The organism is Panacagrimonas perspica, from assembly GCF_004364935.1.
GTDB lineage: Bacteria > Pseudomonadota > Gammaproteobacteria > Nevskiales > Nevskiaceae > Panacagrimonas > Panacagrimonas perspica.
Map to the genome: position 1 here is coordinate 971,755 of NZ_SOBT01000008.1, position 18,080 is coordinate 989,834.

Genomic DNA, 18,080 nt, shown 5'->3' on the forward strand with positions numbered 1-18,080 from the left:
GCCCGGACGAAGTCCGGGATTCCCCTCGAATAAGGAGCGCAGCCCCGGACTGCGTCCGGGCTACCTCAGCCGTCGAGGCTGCGACGGAATTCCAGACGGAAGCGCTCGCGGAAGGCGGCGGGATCGATGCGATGGTTCTGCGGGCCGACACGCTCGATCTTGATGGCACCGATCAGGCTGGCGACGCGGCCGGTGGTCTCCCAGTCCATGCCGTTCAGCAGGCCGTACAGCAGGCCGCCGCGATAGGCATCGCCGCAGCCGGTGGGATCGGCCAGCGATTCGGCCTTCGCGCAGGGGATTTCGAGCACCTTGCCCTTGTTGAAGATGTGCGAGCCCTTGCCGCCGCGCGTCACGATCAGGGCTTCGACCCGCTCGGCGATCTGCTTGAGCGTCAGGCCGGTGCGGTCGGTCAGCATCTCGGCTTCGTAGTCGTTCACCGCGACATAGGCGGCCTGCTCGATGAACGCGCGCAGTTCCTCTCCGTTGAACATCGGCATGCCCTGGCCCGGATCGAACAGGAACGGGATGCCCGCTTCGGCGAACTGGCGGGCGTGCAGCAGCATGCCGTCGCGCCCGTCGGGAGAAACGGTGCCGAACTTCACGCCCTTCGTCGCGATGTCCTGCGTGTGCGAAAAGCTCATCGCGCCCGGATGGAAGGCGGTGATCTGGTTGTCGTCCAGATCGGTCGTGATGTAGGCCTGCGCGGTGTAGGCGTCCGCCACGGTCTTCACGTGCGTGCGCTTGACGCCGAGCTTGTCCATCCAGGCGGCGTAGGTATCGAAATCCTTGCCGACCGCTCCCATCGGCAACGCATCTCCGCCGAGCAGGTGCAGGTTGTACGCGATGTTGCCGGCGCAACCGCCGAACTCGCGGCGCAGCTGCGGCACCAGGAACGACACGTTCAGGATATGGACCTTGTCCGGAAGGATCTCGTTCTTGAAGTAGCCCGGGTACACCATGATGGTGTCGTAGGCGAACGATCCGCAGATGAGTGCTGACATCGGTTTTCTCAGGGTCGGGGAAGGCGCGTCACGACCCTCGGGTCGATCGGCGTGAGGATGAGGGGCGGCCCGGCAACGTCGCTAGGGGGCGGGTTGCCAGCGAAGGTCGAGCTGGCGGGCGCAGCGCACGTCGTCGAGCCGGCGCACCGGCAAGGTCCACGGCGCGCCCTTGAGCTTGGGCATGTCGCTGCGGGCCTCGTTCCAGATCGAGGTCATGGCGTCGACGAAGGCATCGAGCGTCTGCAGGTCCTCGGTCTCGGTGGGCTCGATCAGCAGGCACTCGGGCACCAGCAGCGGGAAGTACACCGTCGGCGCGTGGTAGCCATGATCCAGCAGGCGCTTGGCGACATCGGTGGCCGTCAGGTCCAGCTCCTGCTTCTGCTTCTTGAGCGTGATGATGAACTCGTGGCTCGCGCGCCGCGTCGGGTAGGCCAGATCGAAGCCCACGGCCTTCAGGCGTGCCGACAGGTAGTTCGCATTGAGCGCGGCGAACTCGGCCACGCGATGCATGCCCTCTCGGCCCAGTAGCCGGGCGTAGACATAGGCGCGCATCAGCACGCCGGCGTTGCCCATGAACGCGGAGAGCCGGCCGATGCTCTGGGGCAGGTCGTTCTCGTCGAGCCAGCGGTAAGAACGGGAATCGGGAGTCGAGAATCGGGAGTCGTTCGAAGCAAGCGATCCGAGATCGCCCTTTTCCCGATTCTCGCGGCCGTCGGCGACGCCGACGACCGGAATCGGCATGAACGGGCGCAGGCGCTCCGAGACGCCCACTGCGCCGGCACCTGGCCCGCCGCCGCCATGCGGCGTCGAGAAGGTCTTGTGCAGGTTCATGTGGATGACGTCGAAGCCCATGTCGCCGGGCCGCACCTTGCCCAGGATCGCGTTGAGATTCGCGCCGTCGTAGTAGAGCAGGCCGCCAGCCGTGTGCACGATGCCGGCAATCTCCTTGATGCGCCGCTCGAAGACGCCGAGCGTGCTCGGGTTGGTCAGCATGATGCCCGCGGTCTGCGGGCCCACAGCCGCCTTGAGCTTCTCGATGTCGACGTCGCCCTGCGCGTCGGTGGGAATCTCGCGCGCCACGTAGCCGAGCATCGTCGCCGTCGCAGGATTGGTGCCGTGCGCCGCGTCCGGGACCAGGATCTCGCGGCGCGCCGTGTCGCCGCGCGCGTGGTGGTAGGCGCGGATCATCGCCACGCCGGCGAATTCACCCTGCGCGCCGGCCATCGGCGTCAGCGATACCGCCGCCATGCCGGTGACGTCGCGCAGCATCTCCTGCAGTTCGTACAGGCAGGCCAGATAGCCCTGCGAGTGCGATTCCGGCGCCAGCGGATGACGCCCGAGGAACTCCGGCAGCATCGCGAGCTTGTTACAGGCGCGCGGGTTGTACTTCATCGTGCACGACCCGAGCGGATAGAACTGCGTGTCGATGCTGAAATTGAGACGCGACAGTCGCGTGTAATGACGCACGGCCTGGAGTTCCGACACCTCGGGCAAGCGCGGCGGCTCCTTCCTGCGCAGCGCTTCCGGGATGGCCGAAAGATCGGCCGCCACCGGCGGATGCTGGGCGGCGGCGCCACGACCAGGGGAGGAGAGCTCGAAGATCAGTTCCATGAAGGCCGGGAATCGGGAATGGAGAATCGGGAATCGTCAGAAGCCGGGGAAATCGGGGAACGGGAATCGAGAATAAAAAGAAGCCGGGGCATGGCTGCTTTTACGACTCCCGATTCCCGGCTTCTCCTCAGCCCAGCGACTTGATGGCCGCGTCGTAGTTGGGCTCGTCGGCGATCTCGGTGACGAGTTCGGAATGCAGCACCTTGTTGTTGCTGTCGACGACGACCACGGCGCGCGCGGTCAGGCCGGCCAGCGGACCGTTCTCGATCAGCACGCCGTAGTCCTTGGCAAACCCGTCGCCGCGCATCAGCGACAGGTTCTGCACGTTCTTGATGCCTTCGGCGCCGCAGAAGCGCGACTGCGCGAACGGCAGATCCGCCGAGATGCACAGCACGACGGTATCCGTCAGGCCGGCCGCCTTTTCGTTGAACTTGCGCACCGAGGTGGCGCAGGTGGGCGTGTCGACCGACGGGAAGATGTTGAGGACCTTCCGCTTGCCGACGAAGTCGTGCAGCGCCACGTCCTTGAGGTCACCGCCGACGAGCCGGAATCCGGGCGCGTCGCTGCCGACCTTCGGGAGGTCGCCATTGGTCTGGATCGGATTTCCGCGCAGCGTGATGTTGGCCATCTGTCTCTCTCCTTTTTTGCGGTACAGGTCAGGCCGCCAGCAGGCGGCCGAGGGTTTCGGCGTAAAGCCGGATATCGGAATCGGTGCGGGTCTCGGTGGCGCAGACCAGCAGCGCGTGACCCAGCTCCGGGAAATGCGTCGATAGATCAAAGCCGCCGAAGATGCCGGCCTCGGCCAGTCCGCGCAGCAGCGGCGCCACCGGACGCGGCAGGCTCAGCACCGCCTCGTGGAAGCGCGGGCCGGTGAAGCCTTCGCCGACGCCCTTGAGATCGCTGAGCGCGTTGACGAGCTTGCGCGTGTTGGCCATCGATGCGGTTGCGACCTTGGCCAGGCCCTGCGGGCCGACCATCGACAGGTAGATCGTCGCCGCCGTCACCAGCAGACCCTGGTTGGTGCAGATGTTCGACGTCGCCTTGGCGCGGCGGATGTGCTGCTCGCGCGCCTGCAGGGTCAACGCGAAGCCCTGCTTGCCGTCGAGGTCGACCGTGCGGCCGACGATGCGGCCCGGCATCTGCCGCACGATCGCCTTGCGCGCGGTGAGGAAGCCGAAGTACGGACCGCCGCTGGCCAGCGGTGCACCCAGCGGCTGGCCTTCGCCGCAGACGATGTCGGCGCCGCGGGCGCCCCAGGTGCCCGGCGGCTTGAGCACCGCCAGCGACGTCGGATTCACCAATGCGATCACCAGCGCGCCCTGGGCGTGAGCCCAGTCGGTCAGGGCATCCACGTCTTCGAGGACGCCGAAGAAGTTGGGCTGCGCGATGACCACCGCCGTCGGCGCAACGGAATCCGCGTTGTCCGGCTTCGTGCGGCCGGTAGCCGCATCGAACGGCATCACCTGCGTCACCAGACCCTGCGCCGACGTGCAGCTCGTCACGACCTCGGCGTAATACGGATGCAGCGCGCGCGGCAGCAGAACCTTCAGCGAGTTGTTGGCATCGTTGGCGCGCGCCGCCATCAGGATCGCTTCGGCCAGCGCCGTGGCGCCGTCGTAGAGCGAGGCGTTGGAGACTTCCATGCCGGTGAGTTCCGACATCATCGTCTGGAACTCGTACAGCAGCTGCAGCGTGCCCTGGCTGGCCTCGGCCTGGTACGGCGTGTAGGCCGAATAGAACTCGCCGCGCGTCGTGATCTCCCAGACCGCCGCGGGGATGTGGTGCTCGTAGGCGCCGGCACCGCAGAAGTTCAGCAGACGTCCGTCCTGCGCCGCGCGCTCCGACATCAGGCGCGTGATCTCCATTTCCGACAGGCCTTCGGGTACGCCCCTGAGCTTGCCGCAGCGCAGGTCGGCCGGGATCTCGTCGAACAGCGCGTCGATGCTGGGAGCGCCGATGGTTCCGAGCATCTGCCTGACGTCGGAATCGGTGTGCGGAATGAAGGGCATTCGGATCGAAGGAATTAGGAGGGCGGGGCGGTGGATCCGGACTCAGGCGTCCGCGACGCTCTTCTCGTAGCCGGCCGCATCGAGCAGGCCGTTCACGTCGGCCGCGTTGGCCGGCTTCATCTTCCACATCCAGCCGGCGCCGTAAGGGTCGGTGTTGAGGATCTCGGGGGCGTCGGACAGCGCGGCATTCGCGGCGATCACCTCGCCGGCGATCGGCGCGTAGACGTCGGACGCGGCCTTCACCGATTCGACGACCGCGCAGGACTCACCCGCCGCGAGCTTGCGCCCGAGCTTCGGTGCCTCGACGAACACCAGGTCACCGAGCGCGTTCTGCGCGTGGTCGGTGATGCCGATGGTGACCGTGCCGTCCGCCTCGACGCGCACCCACTCGTGCGACTTGGCGTACTTCAATTCCTTGGGCGTGTTGCTCATGTGCGGCTCCGATGTTGATTTGGTTTGTTGTCTGTCGAGGAGGCGCTGATCAGATCAGCGCTTTGCCGTTGCGTGCGAACGGCGGCTTGAGCACCCGGGCAGGTTGCCACTCGCCGCGGATCTGGACCTCGCACTTTGTCTCGTCGGTGGGCGCCACGCGCGCCAGCGCGATCGATCGCTTCAGAGTCGGGCCGAAGCCGCCGCTGGTGATCTCGCCGGTGGCGCCGGAGGCGAATCGCACCGGCATGTGGGCGCGCAGCACGCCGCGGCCTTCGAGCAGCAGGCCGACCTGGCGCGAATGCGCGGTCCGCTGCTGCTGCTCGAGCGCGGCGCGTCCGATGAAATCGCGACCCGGCGTCAGTGCGAGCGTCCACGCCAGGCCCGATTCGAGCGGCGTCACCGACTCGTCCATGTCCTGTCCGTAGAGATTCATGCCGGCCTCGAGACGCAGCGTGTCGCGTGCGCCCAGGCCGCAGGGCTTCACGCCGGCGGCGAGCAGCTGTTCCCACAGGTTCACGAGGCGCGCGTGCGGCGCGACAATCTCGTAGCCGTCTTCACCGGTATAGCCGGTGCGGGCCACGAACAGCTCCCCGATCTCGCAGGCGTTGAAGTTCCCGAGCGCTGCCGCGTCGGCGGCCAGCATCGGCGGCAGCAGGCCTTCGACGATCGCGCGCGCCTGCGGCCCTTGCACCGCGAGGATGCCGAGATCGTCGCGACGCTTCACGGTGACGTCGAACGCACCGGCGTGCTGCGCGATCCAGGCGCAGTCCTTGTCCGCGGTTCCGGCGTTCACGACCAGGCGGAAATAGGATTCGTCGCGGTAGTAGACGATCAGGTCGTCGAGCACCTTGCCGTCTTCGCGCAGCAGGCAGGAATACAGCGCCTTGCCCGGCGTCTTGAGTTTCGCCACGTCGTTGGCGAGCAGATGCGACAGGAATTCCCGGGTGCGGGCGCCGTGCAGATCGACGACCACCATGTGCGCGACGTCGAACATGCCCGCGTGCGTTCGCACCGCGTGGTGTTCGTCGAGCTGAGAGGCGTACTGGATCGGCATTTCCCAGCCGGCAAAATCCACGAGGCGGGCCCCGAGCTTCTGGTGCTGGTCGTGGAGGGCGGTTTTTTTTAGCATGCGATCCCGTACGAAAGAGCCGTAACGACGACAGTCGGTGATCGCTCCCCTGTCTTTCCGGTGGACCACCCGGACCTGAGAGTTCAGGTGCGATTGTCGCCGCACCATGCCCCATCGGTGGTCCGCTTGCGCGGACGCTCTCCAGAGTCGGTACGCCGGCCTTTCGACCGGCACCCACGCGCTCCGTTTGCCTGAGCGATTGACGAGCGAATTGCGCCTTCGGCGCCGGCCCGCCCAGAAGCGGTCCGGTCTCTCGCGCGTGGATTGATACCGTGGACGGATCATAGCCGCTGAGGGAGCGGGCAGGAACCCTGAAATGAACCGTAGCCCGGACGAAGTCCGGGGTGCCCGCTGGGAGCCGGACCTAATCGCGCACCGAGGTCCGCTTCCCGGACTTCGTCCGGGCTACGGTTGCTATGCCGGCAAGCTGCCCAGGAATTCCAGCAGCGCCGCGTTGGTCTCCTCGGGCCGCTCCTGCTGCGTCCAGTGCCCGCAACCGGCGAACACCTTGGTGCCGGTGAAATTCGGCATGCGCTCGGCCGCGCGCGCGATGGTCTCCAGCCCCCAGCCGCGGCAGACATCGAATTCGCCGGTGAGGTACAGCGCAGGAACGGTCATCGGCTTGCCGGACTGGCTTTCCAGCTCGTTCCAGCTCGCGGTCATCTCGCGGTAGTAGCTCAGCGGGCCGCTGACGCCGGAGCGCTCGAACTCGCCGACATAGAAATCCAGGTCGGATTCGGAGAACCACGCGGGCTGTCGCGGTGGCGACATGAAGCGTTCCTTCATCCGGTGGCCGTGCGGCACGCACATCGCGCTGCCGCGGATGATGTCGATCGGGTTCATCGTGTCGAGGTTGATGCCGATGCTGCCCAGTGCGTCGCCCGAGAGCGACCACACGCCGTCGCGCAGCCAGCCGCGCAGATCGGATTCGAATTCATCGACCACCGGCCCGAGCGTGCCGAAATAGTCCTGGTAGAAATCCTGGCCGGGTCCTGCCAGCTCCTTGTGCACGACTTCCGGCGAGCGCTCGCCGAACGGACAGCCCGGCAGCCCCACGAGACCGCGATCGGAGAACGGCACGCTCATGCCGACGACGCCGCGGAAAATCTCCGGATGCAGCCAGGCGCTCACCCAGGCCACGGGGCCGCCCCAGTCATGCCCCACGATCACGGCGTTCTTCTCGCCGAGCGCATGGACGACGCCGACCGCGTCGGCCACCAGCGCGCGGATGCGATACGACTCCGGCGTCCAGAACTTCGACGAGCGTCCGTAGCCGCGCTGATCGATCGCGACCGCCCGATATCCGGCGGCCGCCAGAGCGCTGAGCTGGTGGCGCCAGGAGTACCAGGACTCCGGAAACCCGTGGATCATCAGCACCAGCGGACCACTGCCTTCTTCGACCGCATGGATGCGGGTGCCGCGGATGTCGAGCAAGTGATGCTTTCGCGGGGTCATCGGGTTTCCAGGGTCAACGTTCAAAAGGGGTCGGATTCTGCCTGATGCGGCAATGGCCTCGCACCCCAAACGCGTTCATCGCAAAGGCGCAAAGAAAGGCAAAGAGGAGGACGCAAAGAAAAGCGAAAGGAAAATGGCTGGAATGGAGCGCTTGCCCTTCCGGATTCCCTTTGCGCCTTTGCGGTAAAGACCCCAGAGGTCCGACGAAAACCGTCCGGCTCTAAGCGGAGCGTGCCGCCCGTGCCGCGAGGCCATTCTTCAGGGGCGCCATGCGGTCGACCGCGCGCAAACCCAGGCTGAGCAGCCGGCGCCAGCCCGGGAAGTCGAGCGAGAAGGCGCGACCCAGTGCGTCGGTCAGCGCGAGCATTTCGAGATTCTCGGCCTGGCGCGTGCGTTCGTAGCGCTGCAGCGTGCGCAGCGCACTCCAGTCACGTTTCGCCCGTTTGGCGGTATCCAGATCCGCGCAGAGCTGCGCGACGTCCGCGAGGCCCAGATTCAGTCCCTGCCCAGCGAGTGGATGGATGACGTGCGCGCTGTCTCCGACCAGCGCGCAGCGAGGTGCGACGTAGCGTTGCGCGTGCAGCAGGCGCAGCGGGAACGACAGGCGACGCGTCGGCGCCGACAGATCGCCCGCGGCGGACTGCATCGCCTCCTGCAGGTGTTCGGCGAAGGTTGCGTCGTCCAGCGCGAGCAGGGCCTGCGCGTCGGCTTCTGTCGTCGACCACACCAGCGAGCGCCGGCCGTCGGCCAGCGGCAGCAGCGCGACGGGGCCGGACGGCAGGAAGCGTTGCAAAGCGGCGCCACGATGCGGCTCGCTGCAGGCGATGTGGCACACCACCGCGGTCGACGCGTAGCTCCAGCCGGCGGCGTCGATGCCGGCGGCCTCGCGGATCGACGAATCGGCGCCCTCGGCGCCGATGACGAGCTGCGCCGAAAGCGAGCTTCCGTCGGACAGCTCGAGCCGCACGGGCAGCGCGGGGTCGGGATCGAAACGAGGAGTCTGCAGACCGACACCGGTCCGCGCGCAGCCAGCGGGCAGGGCGGCCCACAGCGTCCGCACGAGCACGCGATGCTCGACGATCCAGCCGAGGCTGGGAGCGCCGGCATCGGCGGCGTCGAAGCGCAGCGAGCGCGCGGGATCGCGATCCCAGACCTGCATGCGCTGGATCGGCTCGGCACGTCCGGCGGCAATCGTGTCCCACAGGCCGAGATCTTCGAGAAGCGCGTTCGACCCGGCGGAGATCGCGTAGACCCGAGGGTCATAATCGACGGCGTCGGTCATCGCAGGTGCTGCGCCCCGCTCGACCAGCCGGACATCGAATCCGGCGCGCGACAATGCACATGCAGCGGCGCTGCCGACGATGCCGCCGCCGATGATCGCGATCTCGCAGGGCTCCGGCGCGCTCACGCCCGGCCTCCGGCCCGCGCCATCGCGGGCACCGGCCCGCCCAAGCCGAGGTTCTGGCGCAGCACCGCGTCGCGCGCCGGCGTGTCGAGTTCGAGGAACAGCAGGCCGAGGTGACGCAGGCCGCGCAGGCCCGGCACGGTGTTCGAGAACAGGCGCACGAGGCGGTCGGTGAAATCGGCGACACGCTCGCGATCACGTTCGCGGCGCGTCACGTACTCGGCGAGCAGCGAGGGCGCGCCGGGATCCGCCTGCGTCTGCAGCAACTCGGCCAGCGTCGCGATGTCGCGCAGGCCCAGGTTGAAGCCCTGCGCGGCCACCGGATGCAGGCTCTGCGCAGCGTTGCCGACGAACAGCGTGCGCGGCGCGCTGAGCTGCCCGCTCATGACGCGCGACAGCGGATAACTCTGGCGGCGTCCCACGGCGGTGAAGCGGCCGAGGCGCTCGCCGAACTGATCCATCGCGCGGGCGAGAAAGGCCTCGTCGTCGAGTCCCTCGAACTCGGCCAGTTGCGCCGTCGGCACCGTCCACACCAGCGAACAGGCGTGGCCGTCGGCATCGCGCGGCTTGGGCAGCACGGCCAGCGGGCCGGTCGGCAGGAAGCGTTCGTAGGCGACGCCGGCGTGCGCGTACTTCGGACGGATGGCGGTGACGATGGCGGACTGTTCGTAATCGCGCGTCTCGGCCGCAAGGCCCAGCGCGTCGCGCACCGCGGAGCGGGCGCCGTCGGCCGCGACGACCAGTCTTGCCGTCAGCGAGGTCGGCGCCTCGTCGGGATTCGATTGCAGGCGCAGCACGACGCGATCCGCGAGCGTGTCCATGCCGGCCAGGCGCGCAGGACAACGCACGTCGACGCCGGCTGCGTGTGCGCGCTGCCACAGGCCGCCGTTGATCGCGCGCAGCGGCGTGTTGTAGCCCAGCGCCGGCAAGCCCGCCTGTTCGGCGGTGAAGCGCGCGGCGCCGAAGCGGCCGCGCTCGGAGATGTGCGTCGACAGGATCGGCTCGGCGCTGTCTTCGAGTGCATCCCAGACGCCGATGGCCTCGAGGATGCGGCGCGAGGCGGCGTTGAGCGCGATGCAGCGTTCGTCCCAGACCGCAGGAGCGTCGCGCGAAGGCACGGCCTCGATCAGCACGATGCGCCGTTGCTGACGCGACAGCGCGACGGCCAGGCTGCAGCCGACCAGCCCGCCGCCGACGATGGCGACGTCGAAGGGTTCGGCCAGGACCGTCATGTGCGAGTCGTCAGGCGCGTGTGGCGAGGGCGGACGTCACGCCGCCGCCATCAGCCGCTCGATGTCGCGCACGGACTTGGGCACGTCGCTGGTCAGGATCTCGTGGCCATCTGCAGTGATCAGCACGTCGTCCTCGATGCGGATACCGATGCCCCAGAACTTGCGGTTCACGCCCTTGGTACCGGGCGCGATGTAGAGCCCCGGTTCGACCGTCATCACCATGCCGGGCTCGAACGGGCGATAGCGCCCGTTGATGCGATAGCGGCCGACGTCGTGCACGTCCATGCCCAGCCAGTGGCCGGTGCCGTGCATGTAGAACGCGCGGTGCTTCTCGGCCTTGATCAGTGCCTCGGGCCGGCCCTTCAGCAGGCCCAGCTCGACCATGCCCTCGGTCAGCACGCGCGTGGCGGCCTCGTGCGGCTTGCCGGACGACACGCCGGGACGCATCTGCCGCAGCGCGGCCTTCTGCGCTTCGAGCACGACTTCGTAGACCGCTTTCTGCTCCGGGCTGAACTTGCCGTTCACGGGGAAGGTGCGCGTGATGTCGGCGGTGTAGCCGGACAGCTCGCCACCGGCGTCGATCAGCAGCAGGTCGCCGTCGCGCAGCTTCGCGTCGTTCTCGACGTAATGAAGGATGCAGGCGTTCTCGCCGCCGCCGACGATGGAGTTGTAGCCGGGCTGCATGTCATGGGCGTCGAACTCGGAATGGATCTCCGAGGCGACCTGCCACTCGTAGCGACCGGGCTTGGTGGCGCGCATCGCACGCACGTGCGCGGCGGCCGAGATCCGGCCGGCCTTGCGCAGCAGGTCGATTTCGGCCGGGCGCTTGAACAGGCGCATCTCGTGCAGCGTGGTCTCCAGCGCGACGACCGTGGTCGGCGCGGCGCCGCCGCGGCGCGAGACCTCGCGCAGATGGCGCACGAGCCGCGAGACGCGCGTGTCCATGTCCGGGAATTCGCCGAGCGTGTAGTGCAGCACTTCGCGGCCGGCGAGCAGGCCGGGCAGGCGCTCGTCGAACTCGTCGAGGTTGAACGCCTGGTCGGCACCGAAGCTGCGTCGTGCGCCTTCGGGTCCGGCGCGACGGCCATCCCAGATCTCGCGCACCTTGTCCTTGGGCCGCACGAACAGCACGAACTCGCCGTCGCCGCGGCCCGGGATCAGCACCGCGATGGACTCGGGTTCCTGGAATCCGGTCAGGTAGGCGAAATCGCTGTTCTGGCGGAAGCGGTAGTGCGTGTCACGCGCGCGGATGACCTCGTGCGAGGCCGGGACGATGGCGACACCGTGCTTGCCGATCTGCCGCATCAGTTCGCGGCGGCGCGCGGCGTGTTCCTGGCGCTGGGCGGGAGTGAGTTTCATCAGTGCACCGTCGAGGGGGACTCTTCGGCCGCTGCCGGCGGCCGGGGACGCAGTTCGAGATAGAGCAGCTGCGCGCCGACGCGCACGTACTCGACCACCTCGGCGTAGGCGTTCTCTTCGGTTTCGGGATCGCCCTCCGGATCGAAGCCGGCCTGCGTGAACTGGGTGAGGTCCTTGAGCGTCTCGCGGGCTTCCTCGGACATGCCGCGGATATCGAGCGTGCGCCGGCTCGACAGGCCGAACAGGAAGCCGCCGCACCAGTCGGCCAGCGCGTCGACGCGCGTGCCCAGCGGGAAGGCGTCGGCCGGCAGCAGCGGCTCGAAGCCCATCTCGGTGGAGAGCAGGTCGGCGCAGCTCACGTCGCGCAGGCGCACCAGCGCGCGGTGGTCCGCGGCCTCCGGCTCGGTGGCGCCCTCTTCGAGCAGTTCGACCACGTCGAGTTTCTCCGCGTCGACGACGCACAGCGCGCCGCACAGGGCACCGTGGAAGTGGGCAGCGGATTCGGTATAGCCCAGCCGGGACAGGAGGGCCGCGAGTTCATCGTGATCAGGCGCTTCGGGCGCCGGGTCGTAGGAAATATCCGTCATGTGGAGAGTATAGGCGGGGGCTGGCATAGCTCGGACGAAGCCCGGGATCGCGCGTCGCTAACGGACGGCTTCCCCGGCTCTTTCGCTTCGCGAAATTCAACGTCCGGGCTACGGTTGGGTCCTTCTATAATCGCGCATGCTCCCCGCCGACTTCGTTGCCGCCCTGCGCGCTGCCGCCCCCTATGTCCACGCCCACAACGGCCGCGTGTTTGTGGTGGCGTTCGGCGGCGAGGTGGCGGATCGGGCCGATTTCGAGACCTTCGTCTATGACCTGGCGCTGCTGCACAGCCTCGGGGTCAAGCTGGTGCTGGTCCACGGTGCGCGGCCGCAGATCGATCGCGCGCTAGCCGATCGCAGCCTGTCGGCGCGCTACTGCGGCGAGTTCCGGGTCACCGACATGGCCGCCCTGGAATGCGTCAAGGCGGCCGTCGGCAGCCTGCGCATGGACCTGGAGGCCAAGCTGTCGACGTCCCTGGTCAGCACGCCGATGGGCGGCGCCCGCATCCGCGTGGCCAGCGGCAACTGGGTGACGGCGCGGCCGGTCGGCATCCGCAACGGCGTCGATTTCCAGCACACCGGCGAAGTGCGCCGGATCGACACCGAGACGATCCGCGCCGTGCTCGAGCAGGACCGCATCGCGCTGGTGTCTCCCGTCGGTTATTCGCCGACCGGCGAGATCTTCAATCTGCGCGCGGCCGACGTCGCGACCGCGATGGCCGTGGCGCTGCGCGCCGACAAGCTGGTGTTCGTCTCGAACTCCGATCCCGACACCTGGAAGCTGGCGGACGACACTGGCGACGCCGGCCAGCTCTCGCTGGCGAACGGCGAACGTCTGCTGGCCGCGGCCAACGGCATCGGCGAACAGGACCGCCTGTACCTCGGTGCGGCGCTTGCCGCAGGGCGCGGCGGCGTCAAGCGCGTGCACCTGGTCGGCGCCGAAGCCGAAGGTGCCCTGCTGCGCGAGCTGTACACGCGCGACGGCGTCGGCCTGATGCTCTATGCCGATGAACATTACGAGGCCGTTCGCGAAGCCAGCATCGAGGACGTCGGCGGCATCCTGGCGCTGATCAAGCCGCTCGAGGACGCCGGCGTGCTGGTGCCGCGCTCGCGCGAGCAGCTGGAACTGGAGATCGGCCTGTTCGACGTGATGGTGCGCGACGGCCTGGTCGTGGCGTGCTGCGCGCTGTTCCCGTTTGCGAAGAACAGCATGGCCGAATTCTCCTGCGTGGCCGTGCACCCGGAATATCGGCGCTCCGGTCGTGCGGCGGCGCTGCTCGCCCGCTCCGAGGAGACGGCGCGCAAGCTGGGCATCAAGAAGATCTTTTCGCTGACGACGCACACGCCGCACTGGTTCCTGGAGCACGGCTTCGCGCCTGCCAAGCTCGAGGACCTGCCGGTGCAGCGCCAGCAGATGTACAACTGGCAGCGCAATTCGGCGGTGCTGATCAAGACGCTGTAGGCGTCCCATTGGTAGCCCGGACGCAGTCCGGGACAGGTCTCTTCGGGACCGAGGAATCCCGGGCCTCGCCCGGGCTACGAAGAACCGCTTTCCCCAGGATGACGATTCCGATGTCCGAGACCCCGACCTCCCAGAACACGGCCATCACGGAACGCAGCCTCGCGCACGTCTGGCATCCGTGCACGCAGATGAGCGATCACGCCGGCGGCGCCGACGCGGCGATTCCGCTGATCCCGATCCGCAAGGCCGAAGGCATCTGGCTCGAGGACCACGACGGCCGTCGCTACATCGATGCCGTGAGCTCCTGGTGGACCAACATCTTCGGCCATCGCCATCCGCACATCGTGTCGTCGCTGAAGGATCAGCTCGACACGCTCGATCACGTGATCTTCGCCGGCTTCACGCACGAACCCGCGGTGCAGCTGGCCGAACGCCTGTGCAAGCTCGCGCCCAAGGGACTGGATCGCTGCTTCTACGTCGACAACGGCTCGGCCGCCGTCGAAGCGGCGCTCAAGATGAGCTTCCATTACTGGCGCAACGTCGGGAAGCCGCAGAAGACGCGCTACATCGCGCTCACCGGCGGCTACCACGGCGAGACGCTGGGCGCGCTCGCGGTCGGCCACACCGGCATCTATCGCGACACGTATGCGCCGCTGCTGCTCAAGCCCATCCACGTCGCCTCGCCGGACTGCTACGAGCGCGCGCCGGGCACGTCGTGGGAGGACCACACGCGCCGGATGTTCGCCGACATGGAACTGGCGCTGGAGCACCACGCGCACGAGGTCTGCGCGGTGATCCTCGAGCCGCTGGTGCAGTGCGCCGGCGGCATGCGCATGTATCACCCGGTGTACCTGAGCCTGCTGCGCGAGGCCTGCAACCGTCACGGCGTGCACCTGATCGCCGACGAGATCGCCGTGGGATTCGGCCGCACCGGGATGATGTTCGCCTGCGAATGGGCCGGCATCTCGCCGGATTTCATGTGCCTGTCGAAGGGCCTCACCGGCGGCACGCTGCCGCTGGCCTGCGTGCTCACCGGCGATGCGATCTACCAGGCGTTCTATGCGGAGTACCGCGCCGGAAAAGCCTTCCTGCACTCGCATTCGTACACCGGCAATCCGCTGGCCTGCCGTGCCGCGCTGGCCACGCTCGACGTGTTCGCGGAGCAGGACTGGATCGCGCGCACGCGGCTGCTCGGACAGTTCCTGTGGTCGTCGACGGCGCCGCTGCGCTCGCATCGCTACGTCGCGGACGTGCGCCAGCAGGGCCTGATCCTGGCGATCGAACTGGCGAAGAGCACGCGCAACCGCGAGCCGTTCCCGGCATCGGACCGTCGTGGTCTGCGGGCGTACCGCCACGCGCTGAAGTCGCACAAGGACTTCGGCGTGCTGCTGCGGCCGCTCGGCGACGTCATCTATTTCATGCCGCCTTACGTGATCGAGCCGCGCGAAGTCGAGGCGATGGTCAAGATCGCGATCGAGGCGATCGACGTGGCAACCCACCCCGAAAAGTGAACGGCTACTTTTCGGGGGCCCCGGGGGCACGCGATGAGTGAGTCGCGGATCCACCTCGACGCAGCGCTCGCCGAGGGCGCGCTCGTCGAGTTGCCGGAAGGGCCGTTCCGTCATCTGGTGCAGGTGCTGCGCATGCAGGCCGGCGAGTCGCTGGTGGTGTTCGACGGGCGCGGGGGCGAGTACGCCGCCGTTCTGGAGACGGTGGCCAAGCGCAGCGCGAGCCTGCGCGTCGGCAGCTTCCGCGACGTCAATCGCGAATCGCCGCTGCACCTGACGCTCGTGCAGGGCATCTCCAAGGGCGAGCGGATGGACTGGACGGTGCAGAAAGCGGTCGAGCTGGGTGTCAGCGCGATCGTTCCGGTCCTCACCGAGCGTTGCAATGTGCATCTCGATCGCGAGCGCGAGGCCAAGCGGCTCGATCACTGGCGTGCGGTGATCAGCTCGGCCTGCGAACAGAGTGGCCGCACGCGGGTCCCGGATTTGCTGCCGATGGTGAAGTTCGGCGACTGGCTCGGGCAGACAGCGACCGGGCCGCGCCTCGTTCTCGATCCGCTCGCCGCCCAAGGCTTGGCGGGGCTGGGCGCCATCAGCGAACCCTTGAGTCTGGTCGTGGGGCCGGAAGGCGGCCTGAGCCCGGACGAGTTGCAGCTTGCGACGAAGGCCGGTTGCCGGGGCGTGCGCATCGGTCCGCGCGTGCTGCGTACCGAGACGGCGGGCGTCGCGGCGCTGGCAATCCTGCAAGGCGTCGCCGGCGATCTCGTGTAGCCCGGGCGAAGCCCGGGAGTTTTCTTCCTGTATCGGGATTCCGTCGTTCTCGGGGCCTCCATCCCGGGCTTCGCCCGGGCTACGGGGCGACGCGATATCGCGCTTTGCGACGACTTACACTGGACGCCTTCACGCACCACCGGAATTTCGTCCGTGTCCAATGTCCTGATCGTCAACGCCCGCATCGTCAACGAAGGCACCACGACTCACGGGGATGTCCTCGTCGTCGACGGAAGAATCCGCAAGATCGGCGGCAGCATTCCCGCGCAGGTCGGGATCCCGGTCTTCGATGCCCAGGGCAAGATGCTGTTGCCCGGCATGATCGACGACCAGGTGCATTTCCGTGAGCCGGGCCTGACGCACAAGGGCGATCTGGCGAGCGAATCGTCCGCGGCGGTTGCGGGCGGCATCACCTCGGTCATGGACATGCCCAACAACGTGCCGGCGATCACGACGCGCGCGCTGCTGGCCAAGAAATACGCCGACGCCGCAGGTCGTGTGCACACCAACTACGGCTTCTATTTCGGCGGTGCCAACGACAACCTCGAGGAGATCGCGGCGCTGCAGAAGGACGAGGCCTGCGCGCTCAAGGTTTTCATGGGCGCATCGACCGGCAACATGCTGGTCGATGACCCGAAGACCCTCGACGGCATCTTCGCCCGCTGCAAGATCATGGTGGTCACGCATTGCGAGGACACGCCGACGATCCAGCGCAACGAAGCCAAGGCGCGCGAGAAGTTCGGCGACGCGGTGCCCTGGTCCGAGCATCCGCACATCCGTTCGGCGGAAGCCTGCTACACGTCGACCGAGCTCGCGACCAACCTGGCAAAGAAACACAACGCGCGGCTGCACGTGCTGCACCTGACGACCGCGCGGGAACTGTCGTTCTTCGACCCGGGTCCGATCGCCGGCAAGCGCATCACGGTGGAGGCCTGCATCCATCACCTGTTCATGGACGAGTCGGATTATGCGACGCGCGGCAGCCTGATCAAGTGCAATCCGGCGATCAAGACGGCGGCCGATCGTGCGGCCCTGGTGCGCGCCGTGATGGAGGATCGCATCGACGTGATCGCCACCGATCACGCGCCGCACACGCTCGAGGAGAAGGGCCGCGAGTACTTCAAGGCGCCCTCGGGACTGCCGCTGGTGCAGCACGCACTGCAGATGGGCCTGGAACTCGTGCGCCGCAAGGAAATGGATCTGCACACGCTGGTGCGCAAGACCAGCCACGCCGTGGCCGAGCTGTTCCAGGTCATCGATCGCGGCTACATCCGCGAGGGCTACTGGGCCGACCTGACTCTGGTGGACGACACGCAGACCACGCTCGTGCGCAACGAGGATGTCCTCTACAAGGTGGGCTGGACGCCGCTCGACGGGATGGTGCTGCCTGGCCGCATCGCTGCGACCTGGGTCAACGGGGAGCTGGCCTGGGATGGAGTGAAGGTCGGCCCGCCGAAGGGCGAGCGTCTGCGCTTCGCCTGAGCGGCCCGCCCGTGGCGGTCGAAAAAGTGCGTTGTGGCTGGTGCCTGGGCTCGGACGCGTACAAGGCCTATCACGACGAGGAGTGGGGACGCGCGCAGCACGACGACGGCGTGCTGTTCGAATTCCTGATCCTCGAAGGCGCGCAGGCCGGCCTGTCGTGGAGCACCATCCTGGGCAAGCGCGATGGCTATCGGCGGGTGTTCGCGAAGTTCGACGCGACCAAGCTCGCACGCTGGGACGACGATTGCCTGGAGAAGGCGCTGCTCGACACCGGCATCGTGCGCAACCGCCTCAAGGTCTGGTCGGTGCGCACCAATGCGCGCGCCTTCCTCGCCGTGCAGAAGGAGTTCGGCAGCTTCGACCGGTACCTGTGGAACTGGGTCGACGGGAAGCCCGTTCTGAATGCGCGGAAGGATCTGAAGGAAGTCCCGGCGCGGACCGAACTGTCGGACCGCATCAGCAAGGACCTGCTCAAGCGCGGGTTCAAGTTCGTGGGCAGCACCATCATCTACGCCTATCTGCAGGCGATGGGCGTGGTCAACGATCACGTGGTCGACTGTCACCGGTATCCGCGCAAGGCGGCACGGGCCGCGGGCTGAGACGACGCGGGGCATCCCGGCTTCCTCCGATCCTTCATCGTCGG

Annotated in this window: 16 protein-coding genes and 2 riboswitches; of the genes, 5 read left to right on the top strand and 11 right to left on the bottom strand. The window is 67.7% G+C overall.

Translation table 11 applies throughout. The features are described from left to right. Positions 1-65: 65 nt before the first annotated feature. From DFR24_RS04315 to DFR24_RS04365, 11 genes are all read right to left on the bottom strand, one after another. Positions 66-1,001: a carbohydrate kinase family protein gene (locus tag DFR24_RS04315; protein WP_133880093.1), complete on the bottom strand. Its 936-nt coding sequence runs from the start codon at positions 999-1,001 to the stop codon at positions 66-68. 81 nt (positions 1,002-1,082) lie between these two features. Beyond that, entirely contained in the window at positions 1,083-2,612 is a 1,530-nt protein-coding gene (gene gcvPB / locus DFR24_RS04320) for an aminomethyl-transferring glycine dehydrogenase subunit GcvPB (RefSeq protein WP_133880094.1), read from the bottom strand. Positions 2,613-2,739: 127 nt separating this feature from the next. Next, on the bottom strand, positions 2,740-3,240 hold the full coding sequence (gene tpx / locus DFR24_RS04325) for a thiol peroxidase (RefSeq protein ID WP_133880095.1): 501 nt from the start codon (positions 3,238-3,240) through the stop codon (positions 2,740-2,742). Positions 3,241-3,268: 28 nt separating this feature from the next. After that, entirely contained in the window at positions 3,269-4,621 is a 1,353-nt protein-coding gene (gene gcvPA, locus DFR24_RS04330) for an aminomethyl-transferring glycine dehydrogenase subunit GcvPA (RefSeq protein WP_133880096.1), read from the bottom strand. Positions 4,622-4,663: 42 nt separating this feature from the next. Next, positions 4,664-5,053 (bottom strand): glycine cleavage system protein GcvH, encoded by a 390-nt coding sequence (gcvH, locus tag DFR24_RS04335; protein WP_133880097.1) that lies wholly within the window; start codon positions 5,051-5,053, stop codon positions 4,664-4,666. A gap of 49 nt (positions 5,054-5,102) precedes the next feature. Next, positions 5,103-6,182 carry a glycine cleavage system aminomethyltransferase GcvT gene (gcvT, locus tag DFR24_RS04340; protein WP_133880098.1) on the bottom strand — a complete coding sequence of 360 codons (1,080 nt, stop codon included), beginning with the start codon at positions 6,180-6,182 and terminating at the stop codon, positions 5,103-5,105. 39 nt (positions 6,183-6,221) lie between these two features. After that, a riboswitch (glycine riboswitch) is annotated at positions 6,222-6,337 on the bottom strand. 14 nt (positions 6,338-6,351) lie between these two features. Beyond that, positions 6,352-6,450: riboswitch (glycine riboswitch) on the bottom strand. Positions 6,451-6,596: 146 nt separating this feature from the next. Next, entirely contained in the window at positions 6,597-7,637 is a 1,041-nt protein-coding gene (locus tag DFR24_RS04345) for an alpha/beta fold hydrolase (RefSeq protein WP_133880099.1), read from the bottom strand. Positions 7,638-7,857: 220 nt separating this feature from the next. Further along, a complete protein-coding gene (locus tag DFR24_RS04350; protein ID WP_133880100.1) occupies positions 7,858-9,045 on the bottom strand; it encodes a UbiH/UbiF/VisC/COQ6 family ubiquinone biosynthesis hydroxylase in 1,188 nt (395 codons plus the stop codon). Then, positions 9,042-10,274 carry a 2-octaprenyl-6-methoxyphenyl hydroxylase gene (gene ubiH / locus DFR24_RS04355; RefSeq protein ID WP_133880101.1) on the bottom strand — a complete coding sequence of 411 codons (1,233 nt, stop codon included), beginning with the start codon at positions 10,272-10,274 and terminating at the stop codon, positions 9,042-9,044. The genes DFR24_RS04350 and ubiH overlap by 4 nt, the downstream gene beginning before the upstream one ends. A gap of 36 nt (positions 10,275-10,310) precedes the next feature. Beyond that, positions 10,311-11,633, bottom strand: coding sequence for a Xaa-Pro aminopeptidase (pepP, locus tag DFR24_RS04360; protein WP_133880102.1), 1,323 nt, complete (start codon positions 11,631-11,633; stop codon positions 10,311-10,313). Then, positions 11,633-12,220: a UPF0149 family protein gene (locus tag DFR24_RS04365; protein WP_162851036.1), complete on the bottom strand. Its 588-nt coding sequence runs from the start codon at positions 12,218-12,220 to the stop codon at positions 11,633-11,635. The genes pepP and DFR24_RS04365 overlap by 1 nt, the downstream gene beginning before the upstream one ends. 136 nt (positions 12,221-12,356) lie before the next feature. Between DFR24_RS04365 and argA the strand changes: the two genes are divergently transcribed. The 5 genes from argA to DFR24_RS04390 all read left to right on the top strand — a co-directional run bounded on the left by argA (position 12,357) and on the right by DFR24_RS04390 (position 18,036). Beyond that, positions 12,357-13,679, top strand: coding sequence for an amino-acid N-acetyltransferase (gene argA / locus DFR24_RS04370; protein ID WP_133880104.1), 1,323 nt, complete (start codon positions 12,357-12,359; stop codon positions 13,677-13,679). Positions 13,680-13,789: 110 nt separating this feature from the next. After that, complete coding sequence (locus DFR24_RS04375; protein WP_210772459.1) at positions 13,790-15,190, top strand: adenosylmethionine--8-amino-7-oxononanoate transaminase; 1,401 nt, start codon at positions 13,790-13,792, stop codon at positions 15,188-15,190. Positions 15,191-15,223: 33 nt separating this feature from the next. Next, positions 15,224-15,955, top strand: coding sequence for a 16S rRNA (uracil(1498)-N(3))-methyltransferase (locus DFR24_RS04380; RefSeq protein WP_133880106.1), 732 nt, complete (start codon positions 15,224-15,226; stop codon positions 15,953-15,955). Between the two features lie 153 nt (positions 15,956-16,108). Next, positions 16,109-17,437 (top strand): dihydroorotase, encoded by a 1,329-nt coding sequence (locus DFR24_RS04385; protein WP_133880107.1) that lies wholly within the window; start codon positions 16,109-16,111, stop codon positions 17,435-17,437. Positions 17,438-17,448: 11 nt separating this feature from the next. Continuing rightward, positions 17,449-18,036, top strand: coding sequence for a DNA-3-methyladenine glycosylase I (locus tag DFR24_RS04390; protein ID WP_133880108.1), 588 nt, complete (start codon positions 17,449-17,451; stop codon positions 18,034-18,036). Positions 18,037-18,080: the final 44 nt, after the last annotated feature.